This window comes from Lysinibacillus sp., assembly GCF_032093475.1.
In the GTDB taxonomy this organism is placed as follows: domain Bacteria; phylum Bacillota; class Bacilli; order Bacillales_A; family Planococcaceae; genus Lysinibacillus; species Lysinibacillus irui.
Genome location: NZ_DAMDAY010000066.1, coordinates 14,207 through 23,704, shown reverse-complemented (window position 1 = coordinate 23,704; position 9,498 = coordinate 14,207). Strand labels below are relative to the sequence as shown.

The 9,498-nt window shown below is 38.7% G+C and carries 11 protein-coding genes; all 11 read right to left on the bottom strand.

The genetic code is table 11. The features are described from left to right. A partial coding sequence (locus RT445_RS14305; protein ID WP_313470748.1) for a polyprenyl synthetase family protein occupies positions 1-509 on the bottom strand: 509 nt, incomplete at its 3' end. A 19-nt stretch (positions 510-528) separates the two neighbouring features. After that, complete coding sequence (locus RT445_RS14300) at positions 529-1,233, bottom strand: demethylmenaquinone methyltransferase (protein WP_274796346.1); 705 nt, start codon at positions 1,231-1,233, stop codon at positions 529-531. Between the two features lie 15 nt (positions 1,234-1,248). Then, positions 1,249-2,019: a heptaprenyl diphosphate synthase component 1 gene (locus RT445_RS14295; RefSeq protein WP_274796345.1), complete on the bottom strand. Its 771-nt coding sequence runs from the start codon at positions 2,017-2,019 to the stop codon at positions 1,249-1,251. 313 nt (positions 2,020-2,332) lie between these two features. Then, entirely contained in the window at positions 2,333-2,551 is a 219-nt protein-coding gene (gene mtrB / locus RT445_RS14290; RefSeq protein ID WP_008180408.1) for a trp RNA-binding attenuation protein MtrB, read from the bottom strand. 62 nt (positions 2,552-2,613) lie between these two features. Further along, positions 2,614-3,183 (bottom strand): GTP cyclohydrolase I FolE, encoded by a 570-nt coding sequence (gene folE, locus RT445_RS14285; protein ID WP_036126769.1) that lies wholly within the window; start codon positions 3,181-3,183, stop codon positions 2,614-2,616. Positions 3,184-3,393: 210 nt separating this feature from the next. Then, positions 3,394-3,666 (bottom strand): HU family DNA-binding protein, encoded by a 273-nt coding sequence (locus RT445_RS14280; RefSeq protein ID WP_004232618.1) that lies wholly within the window; start codon positions 3,664-3,666, stop codon positions 3,394-3,396. A gap of 198 nt (positions 3,667-3,864) precedes the next feature. Further along, a complete protein-coding gene (gene spoIVA / locus RT445_RS14275) occupies positions 3,865-5,343 on the bottom strand; it encodes a stage IV sporulation protein A (protein WP_274796344.1) in 1,479 nt (492 codons plus the stop codon). Positions 5,344-5,435: 92 nt separating this feature from the next. Then, a complete protein-coding gene (locus RT445_RS14270) occupies positions 5,436-6,218 on the bottom strand; it encodes a hypothetical protein (protein ID WP_274796343.1) in 783 nt (260 codons plus the stop codon). A 23-nt stretch (positions 6,219-6,241) separates the two neighbouring features. Continuing rightward, positions 6,242-6,454 carry a DUF2768 domain-containing protein gene (locus RT445_RS14265; RefSeq protein ID WP_155590613.1) on the bottom strand — a complete coding sequence of 71 codons (213 nt, stop codon included), beginning with the start codon at positions 6,452-6,454 and terminating at the stop codon, positions 6,242-6,244. 224 nt (positions 6,455-6,678) lie between these two features. Then, complete coding sequence (locus RT445_RS14260; protein ID WP_274796342.1) at positions 6,679-7,695, bottom strand: NAD(P)H-dependent glycerol-3-phosphate dehydrogenase; 1,017 nt, start codon at positions 7,693-7,695, stop codon at positions 6,679-6,681. Between the two features lie 107 nt (positions 7,696-7,802). After that, complete coding sequence (der, locus tag RT445_RS14255) at positions 7,803-9,113, bottom strand: ribosome biogenesis GTPase Der (RefSeq protein ID WP_274796341.1); 1,311 nt, start codon at positions 9,111-9,113, stop codon at positions 7,803-7,805. Positions 9,114-9,498 lie beyond the last annotated feature (385 nt).

Genomic DNA, 9,498 nt, shown 5'->3' with positions numbered 1-9,498 from the left:
ATTCTTCTAAAATAATCTTTTAAGCCCTGATCTAATCTAAATTTATCTTCAATTTGAATGACTTCACCGTTAACAATCTCTACCATGGTACGTGCTAAAATTTGATGAACAAGTGGGTCTTCAAGCTTTGTAATATATTCTAGCGCACGTGCAAAAATAAAATCGCCCGTGTACATTGCTACCCTATTATTCCATTGTGATTTGACAGTCGGGCGTCCTCTTCGCATATCGGAATCATCAATAACATCATCATGCACAAGTGATGCCATATGAATGAGCTCTAAAGGCACCGCTACATCCTTCATCTTCTCAATATCATAATCGCCAAATTTTGCACCTAATAACACAAAAATTGGTCGTATCCGTTTGCCACCAGCTTGTAATAAATGGAGAGAAGCATCGTTGATCAAATATGAAGATGAGTCCACTGCTTTTTCTAACTCTCGTTCAATGATATCAATATCTGATTTCAAATCGGAATAGAGTAGTTTTAACTTCATCTTTTCCACGTGTGAAAACCTTCCCCCATTAACGTACCTTTTTAAAGCCCATATGCATTGCCGCAGCCCCGCCACTGTATGCTTTGTACGTTACTTTTTCTAATCCTGCCTGCTCAAACAATGCCGCTAACTTCTTCATACCTGGGAAATCATTCGCAGATTCCTGAAGCCAAGAATATTCCTTATAGCTTTTCGCAAATATTTTACCAAATATCGGCATTATATATTTAAAATAAAAACGGAACAGTTGACGGTAACCAGGAATTTCTGATTGAGATGTTTCTAAACACACAACCATACCACCCGGTTTTACAACACGATGCATTTCCTTTAAGACTTGTAAATAATCAGGTACATTGCGAAGACCAAAGCCAATCGTCACATAATCAAATGAATTATCTGGAAAAGGTAATTCCATTGCATTTCCATGAATTAGTTCAATTTGTGGGTACGGCTTTACTTTTTGTTCGCCAACTTTCAGCATGTTTTGACTAAAGTCGAGTCCTTTTACTTCTCCACTTTCACCAACTGCCTCTGCCAATGCGATCGTCCAATCTGCTGTGCCACAGCATACATCGAGTGCTTTTGTTCCAGGTTTAACAGCCATGTGCTTCATCGTATCGTTACGCCAGCCAACATGCATCTGGAAACTAATCACACCATTCATTTTGTCGTAGTTTTCCGAAATACTCTCAAATACTTCGTGAACGTGTTCTTCTTTCGTTTTAGCCATTTTGAAAAACCTCTCTTATCCGTTAGTAGAAGCAATAGATGCCTCTACATGTGCATGTAAAGCTTGTTTGATATCACTTTGTAAAAAACTTGCCTGTTCGATCAACTGTAAAAGCTCTGTTTTTAAATGCACAATTTTTTCCTGGATGACGCTATTAAAGGTTGCGTCATTTCGTCTGACACTTTCTTCTAGTGCCTTACCCATTAAAGACATTTGTTGCCCACGTTGATAAGCCGTCCATTCTCTTTCTAAACGCAAGATTAATAAACTTTTTTCTATAAGTGGTATATATTCACTAAAAGAATAAAGAGCGAAAAATTGAGCAATTAACCCCGATTCAATCGTACTCATCGACGCGTACCATTGCTCCTTTGTTCGTTGTTCCGCTTCATATACTTTAATCTGATGTTCACAGCGTGCCACAATGCCTTGTGACAAACTACGAATCAAAGCAACATTCCCTGACATTGCTAATAGTTCATAATAACGACCACTATAAAAATCTCCAGCTAAAACGGTAAGCTGCTGTTCTTTTGATGTTGCATCTAATTCTTTTATATGATCGTGAGCCGCTAATGCCGCGTATACAATGCCAACAGTAATTGCAGCCTCTTGTTGTTCTTGTTGCCACTCCTCACCATTCAAAAACGGGATTAACAAATAAAACAATTGATTTTCATCTATCACAGGTACCCCTGTGTATTTTTGCAAAGTTCTATGACGAACATCCATGAAAATCTCTGTTTTTAACTGTGCAATTGAATTTTGAATGTATGTTGCATTCATAGACCTTACTCCATTTCACTTTCAGATACGCTAGTCCTATCTAAGGCATAACGCTTACTTACTGAATCATTATAGCATACGCAACGATGCGGAATAAAAAATTTTTGCTTCTTTCAAACGACAGGCAGTAAAGCTTTCCCACAAATGGCTGAAGGAATGCTAACTGCCCTTAAGATCTATACTCAGTTTTTCACATCTAGTGCTTTTATATGTGCTTATTGTACAAATCAGTTACCAAGGTGTCACTGTAATCGGAATTTTTCAGACTTACTCAAAAAATTCTTTATAATAACAATGTTAGTAACTATTTTTATTATTTTTTCGCTTCACTATGGATCACACCATGTGCTGTATGAATTTGTGCTTTACCACGAATTTTCATGGCAGACGTGTGTTCTGTGAATTGAGCTATCATTACTTCGCCGGCATCTAATTTTTCTGAATGATGGAATTTTGTATCTGTTCCACGTGTTAATCCAATGACATGTACACCATCTTCTTCTGCTTGAATTACAATATAATCTTGTGACATCTTTGTACACTCCTTAAATCCGACAAATTCTTAGTACATCATAACATAATTAGACATGTAATTTAAGACATTTGGATAAATGATAGCACTTCTCTTCGTTTTACTTCATCTTCCTCATAAATACCCCGAGCAACCGAAGTAACCGTTTTAGAACCTGGTTTTTTTAGTCCTCGCATCGTCATACACATATGCTCAGCCTCAATGACAACATAGACTCCTTTTGGGGCAAGCATCTCCATAATCGTCTCGGCTACAGAAGACGTAATACGCTCTTGTAATTGTGGTCGTCGAGCAATGGTTTCAACGGCACGTCCTAATTTACTAAGCCCAGCAACAACTCCGTCATTTGGTATGTATGCAACATGTGCCTTGCCATAGAAAGGCACTAGATGATGCTCACACATTGAATAAAAAGGAATATCTTTTACAAGGACTAATTCTTCATGATCCTCATGAAATACCGTTTTAAAGTAATCTTTAGCATCCTCATGCAAGCCACTAAACATTTCGGCATACATTTTAGCTACACGTTTCGGTGTATCCAATAAACCTTCGCGATTTACGTCTTCACCTACCGCTTCTAAAATCATTTTTACTGCTTCTTCTATTTTTAATAAATCAATATTCGACATCCGAAAAAACCTCCTGCGTATCAAAACATTACACATTTCCCTATGCATCGTAGCACATCCAAATGGTTAGCGCAAAATGACTTACCTGTTTCATAAAAAAATTGCCTTTAGAGTAGTAAATCCTCGTAGAATTCTTATGTAAAAAGTTAAAAAGAGCAGCCTTCATGTTCGTTAACATGAAGACTGCTCTATGTAACTACTAGACGTGTATTATTTTACCGCGTCTTTAAGCGCTTTACCTGGTTTGAAAGCAGGCACCTTGCTAGCAGCGATTTCGATTTCTTTACCAGTTTGTGGGTTACGACCTTTACGAGCCGCACGTTCACGTACTTCAAAGTTACCAAAACCAATTAATTGTACTTTGTCACCCTTTGCAAGAGCATCTTGAATTGTATCAAATACAGCTTCAACTGCTTTAGAAGCGTCTTTTTTAGAAAGACCTGCAGCTTCAGCAACAGAGTTTACTAATTCTGTTTTATTCACACCATTCACCTCCTCTCAAAGGGTCATGAACCAATTCTGTAAAAAGAGTAACACATAGAAAACCGCTACGCAACTGTATTCATACATGATTATAACCAAAAAATTAGATTTTCACCCAAAAAACAAAAATAAAAGGACTTTTCGCTTAAAAACGAAAAGCCCTACACCTATTTTTCACACATTTTTTCAATTTTATTACTATAAAATAAATGTTACTAAACCTCTATCACCTTCGTTAACCATTCGTTCAATTGTTTGTCGCATCCGTTTTTTGGCAGTAGGTGGTACAGCATCCATTTTATAGCGTATACCCTCTTTTAATACTTCATGTAACGGAGTTCCAAATAGTTGCGTATTCCATAATGCCTCACGATCATGTAAATAAGCATGATTTAAGTCTTTAAGTAGTTGCTGACTGTGGAACTCTGAGCCGATCAACGGTGCGAATTCTGATTCCATATCTACTCGAATAATATGGTAAGATGGTGCTTTTGCCTTCATTCGAACGCCAAAGAAATTATTTTGCTTAATGAGCTCTGGTGCTGTCGGCTCAAATTCCTGCATCATTGGTAATGTCACGCCGTAGCCTGTCGTATCCGCATCATGGATTGCACTCTTAAAGCGTTTTTGTGCTTCTTTTGCCTCCGCAGCCTCTTTAATAAAGAGCAGCCAATCTTTTTTGGTTTCAATCGGTTCTTCTAGCCATTCATTACACACCGATTTGTATAATTCACCCTGTAAGGATACACGAATCACAGCCGTTCCAACACCTGCATCAACATGAACTACTTCACTTTGATCAATAAAATCAATCGCTTTAAAAGCATCTGATGCCTGTTGTACGTCTCTAATTTTCATCACAGACGAAAGTACTTCCTCCATTGAATCAATCAACGCAACATTCAACGGATGCGTGGCATCTAATACATCCAGCCAATCTGGCTTTTCTACCTCAATTGTACGAATCGGAAATTCAAATAAAGCTTCTTGTAAAATATATTGAATATCTGTTTCTCTCATTTGATCAATAGACATAGCAATAACAGGTACATTATAACGTTCAAACAATTCATTGCGAAGCTGAACCGTCTCTTCTCTCGCCGGCATTTGGCAATTGAGTAAAATCACAAAAGGCTTGCCGATTTCTTTTAATTGCTCAACAATTTCTTCCTCTGCCTTCTCTGCGGCACGGCGGCTAATCCCGTTCACAGTACCATCAGTGGTTACGACAATACCGATATTTGCATGATCACGAATTACCTTATCTGTGCCAATTTTAGCTGCTTCCTGGAATGGAATCGGCTCTGTATGCCAAGGAGTATGAACATATTTTGGTCCATTTTCATCCTCATAGCCTTTCGTTCCTTCGATAATATAACCAACGCAATCTGCCAAACGGATTTGGAATGGCATCTCATCATCACCGACCACAATACGTGTTGCTTGGGCAGGCACAAACTTCGGCTCAGCAGTCATAATGACTGGCCCCGGTGAACTTTGTGGCAACTCATCTTGTGCTCGCATTCTTTCCGTCTCATCCAGAATGTTTGGTAACACGACTGATTCCATTACCTTTTTTACAAATGTTGATTTACCTACACGTACTGGACCGACAACACCAATATAAACATCGCCATTTGTGCGCTCTGCAATTTCTCTAAATACTGCTTCACTCAAGGTTTCTGCCTCCTTTATCTACGCTTTTTCACTATATGCAAGCTTGTAGACAAATATGAAAAAGCCCCTCACAAATGTAAGGAGCCTGTTTCTTATTGTTCTTTTTTTTCAGCAGCTTCTGCCTCTTGTTTTTGTCTCTCTTTGGCCTTTTGAACATCTGCATTATAGGTTTCCATATCATAGACTGGTTCCCCATTGTTATCGACAGTATAAGGAATAGAATAAGCAGGCACTACGGGATATTTGTCCACTAGTAGCTGGCGAATATCATCACCAGGCTTCACATCAGGCTTGTCCTCTTTTAAAAGCTGCCCTAAATCCACAGAATAATCTACGTGCAATTCACCGTCACCCGTCATAAAAAGTGGTAGTTCGACGCCAGAATAAGGACTTTTCACCGTCACATCTGTTTTATAGCCTAAATCTTTATAATTAATTTGATATACATTGTCAGATGAAGAACCTTTTATCGGTAAATATTGTGTAGATAATTTGCGAATGCCTATTTCACGAATCCGCTCTGCCGCATTTAAATCTACTAATTTGACTGTCGCTTCATGTTCAGGATCCCAAATAATATATTGATATATCCCGCCTTTTTCATAGGCATTTCCAGGAATCGTCGTCAAATACTTCGGCATAAGCTTTTGAAAATCGATCAAGTATTTGATATAAATGTCTGTATCTAATTCACTATTTTTAATTGGTACTAGCCCACCAGTTGCTTCACGATATTCGTTCACAGCACGTTGAACTGCAGCTAGTTGGTCGACATCAGGCGTGACCTTTGCTCTTTTTTCGTCTTCTGGGTACGCACATCCTACTAATAGTATGGCGGTTGCAAATACCAACAGAAAAGAACTTAGTTTTTTCATGTTACTGACACCTCATTAAATTTTTATGCTGGCCATGTGGCAACTACTAGTACCATTAAAAATGTGCCAAGTCCAAACAGTATGTATGCACATAAATTTACGATTGTTCGTAAAAATACATTTGAAATTTTATTTCGAGCTAAATAAATTAAACCGACTGATATAATCATAAATGCGATGCAATAAAATGATACCCACATTACATCTAGTGCAGGCATATGAGCTAACGGGCCCATTTCAAATAACCACCTTTCTTTCAATGTCAAGACACAATCAAAGTATATTATACTATGTGCCTCTGCTAAAAAGAAATAGTTGTCCCATAACGATCAAGAAATGGACAACTCTTTTATGCTGCTCACACTATTCAACTAATAGCACACAATAAGGCGTCACAACAGATTCGTTGAGACACCTCATTTATGTCCATTTTATGACAAAGTTAATCAAAAAATTGTCATTAATGTTTCATATCATCTATTTCTCGTTTTTTCATACGCATCATTAATGCATCAACCGCCACTTTTGGTTCAACATCATTAAATAGCACACTATAAAGCTCTGTGGAAATCGGCATGGCTACACCATACTTTTCTGCTAATTGATAGGCTGCCTTTGTGGTACGTACACCCTCTACAACCATACCCATTTGATCCAGAACTTCCGGTAGCTTCATCCCTTGCCCTAGCAGATTCCCTGCACGCCAATTTCGAGAATGAACACTTGTACAAGTTACTATTAAGTCGCCCATACCAGTTAGCCCAGAGAACGTAAATGGATTACCACCCATTTTTACACCTAAACGTGAAATCTCTGCAAGACCTCGTGTAATGAGTGCGGCCTTCGCATTATCTCCATAATTTAAGCCATCTGTAATACCAGCTGCTAAAGCGATAACGTTTTTCAATGCTCCTCCAATCTCTACTCCAATGACATCCTCATTTGTGTAGACACGGAAAAATTGATTCATAAATAAATCCTGTACCTTTTCAGCTGCATCTATATTGGCACATGCAGCAGTTACCGTTGTAGGGTGGTGTAATACCACTTCCTCCGCATGACTTGGGCCTGAAAGAACGACAATCTCTTCCACATACTCAGCTGGCAAACTCTCAGCTAAAATTTCAGAAATCCGTTTTAAAGAATCCGGCTCAATCCCTTTAGAGACATGGACGAACAACACTTTCCTAGTTAATTCAACCGTCAATTTCTCGCAAACTTCTCGAATAGCTTTTGTTGGGACAGCCACAACAATAGTCTCTGCATGCATAGCCGCCTTTGCAATATCACTTGTCGCATGTAAATTTGCTGGCAGAACGGTTTCAGGTAAATATTTTTTATTCGTATGCAGGTTATTGATTTCCTCTGCCTGTTCAGCTCTATGTGTCCATACAAGCGTATCATGTCCATTTTCCGCTAGTACCATTGCAAGTGCAGTACCCCATGAGCCTGCCCCTAACACACAAACTTTTTCCATTAAAAATCCTCCCTTTACTGGGTTGTCTATCATACGCTCTTTTTTGTAAAAAGACGCCACCCAACAATTTTGTCAGGTTGGCGTATTATAGTGTACCGCTATTTCATTTAAGCACGAGCACGTGTAATTAAACGTATTGGTGTCCCTTCAAAATCAAATGTTTCGCGAATTCGGTTTTCTAAGAAACGTTCATATGAGAAGTGCATAAGCTCTGGTTCATTCACAAATACAACAAATGTTGGCGGCTTAATCGCAACCTGAGTAGCATAGTAAATACGTAAACGACGACCTTTATCAGTTGGCGCAGGATTACGCGCCACTGAATCCTCAATTACTTCGTTTAAAATAGATGACTGGATACGCATCGCATGATTCTCACTTACACGTTGAATAATCGGTAAAATTTGATGTACACGCTGTTTCGTATTGGCTGATACGAAAATAATAGGTGCGTAGTCTAAGAATAGGAAATGCTCACGAATTTGCTGTGTAAAGACATTCATCGTTTTCTCGTCTTTTTCAATCGCATCCCATTTATTCACGACAATCACAACAGCTTTTCCAGCCTCGTGCGCATAGCCAGCAATTTTCTTATCTTGCTCCTGAATGCCTTCTTCTGCATTCAGTACCACTAAAACAACATCTGAGCGTTCAATGGCGCGTAGAGCACGTAAAACAGAGTATTTCTCAGTTGTTTCATAGATCTTCCCTTTTTTACGCATACCGGCTGTATCAATAATGACATATTCCTGACCTTCATATTCATAAGGCGTATCGATCGCATCACGTGTTGTCCCAGCAATATTACTTACAATAACACGTTCTTGCCCTAAGAATGCATTGACTAAAGAGGATTTCCCAACATTCGGACGACCGATTAAAGAGAATTTAATCACATCATCGCCATATTGCTCTTCATCTTCTTTCGGGAAATGTTTCGCACATTCGTCCAATAAATCCCCTAAGCCTAAGCCGTGTGACCCTGAAATTGGCCAAGGCTCCCCAAAGCCAAGTGCATAAAAGTCATAAATCATTTCACGCATATCGGGGTTATCAATTTTATTGACCGCTAATACGACTGGTTTTTTTGTTTTGTATAAAATTTTAGCAACTTGCTCATCTGCTGCCGTTACTCCCTCACGACCATTTGTCATGAAAATAATAACATCCGCTTCATCAATGGCAATTTCAGCTTGTTGACGAATTTGTTCTAAAAACGGCTCGTCCCCTATTTCAATGCCACCTGTATCAATAATATTAAAATCGTGTGTTAACCACTCTGCCGAACTATAAATACGATCACGTGTTACGCCTGGGATATCCTCCACAATAGAAACACGCTCTCCAACGATACGGTTAAAAATCGTCGACTTACCTACGTTCGGACGACCTACGATGGCTACTACTGGTTTCGTCATCTGTACTTCATCCTTCCAACTTCTTGTCTTTCGCTATTATACACGAAAAATGCCATTATATCATATCATATCCATAAAGTAGAACGCTATGTATGGCAATCATCACTCTCGGGATTTATTTTTAAGAGTTTAAGCAGTACTTTAATGGGATTATAGGTATTTTGATTCAATCCTGAACTTTATGGATTCTATCCTTCAATTTTGGGGCTTTATCCAACACTTTAGGGGTTCTATCCGCCACTTTAGCAGCTCTATCCACTTGTATAAATCCTATCCTTCACTTTGAAAGTTGTATCCACTACTTTTTAAGTTCTATCCGCCACTTTGAAGGTTCTATCCGATACTTTAAGTTATTTCCACTACTTTATGGATTGTATCCACTACT

What these genes read in the sequence shown, in the direction of transcription:
- RT445_RS14300 (WP_274796346.1), bottom strand. Translation starts at nt 1,233, where the DNA reads ATGGCTAAAACGAAAGAAGAACACGTTCACGAAGTATTTGAGAGTATT.
- RT445_RS14295 (WP_274796345.1), bottom strand. Translation starts at nt 2,019, where the DNA reads ATGAATGCAACATACATTCAAAATTCAATTGCACAGTTAAAAACAGAG.
- mtrB (WP_008180408.1), bottom strand. Translation starts at nt 2,551, where the DNA reads ATGTCACAAGATTATATTGTAATTCAAGCAGAAGAAGATGGTGTACAT.
- folE (WP_036126769.1), bottom strand. Translation starts at nt 3,183, where the DNA reads ATGTCGAATATTGATTTATTAAAAATAGAAGAAGCAGTAAAAATGATT.
- RT445_RS14270 (WP_274796343.1), bottom strand. Translation starts at nt 6,218, where the DNA reads ATGAAAAAACTAAGTTCTTTTCTGTTGGTATTTGCAACCGCCATACTA.
- RT445_RS14265 (WP_155590613.1), bottom strand. Translation starts at nt 6,454, where the DNA reads ATGGGCCCGTTAGCTCATATGCCTGCACTAGATGTAATGTGGGTATCA.
- RT445_RS14260 (WP_274796342.1), bottom strand. Translation starts at nt 7,695, where the DNA reads ATGGAAAAAGTTTGTGTGTTAGGGGCAGGCTCATGGGGTACTGCACTT.
- der (WP_274796341.1), bottom strand. Translation starts at nt 9,113, where the DNA reads ATGACGAAACCAGTAGTAGCCATCGTAGGTCGTCCGAACGTAGGTAAG.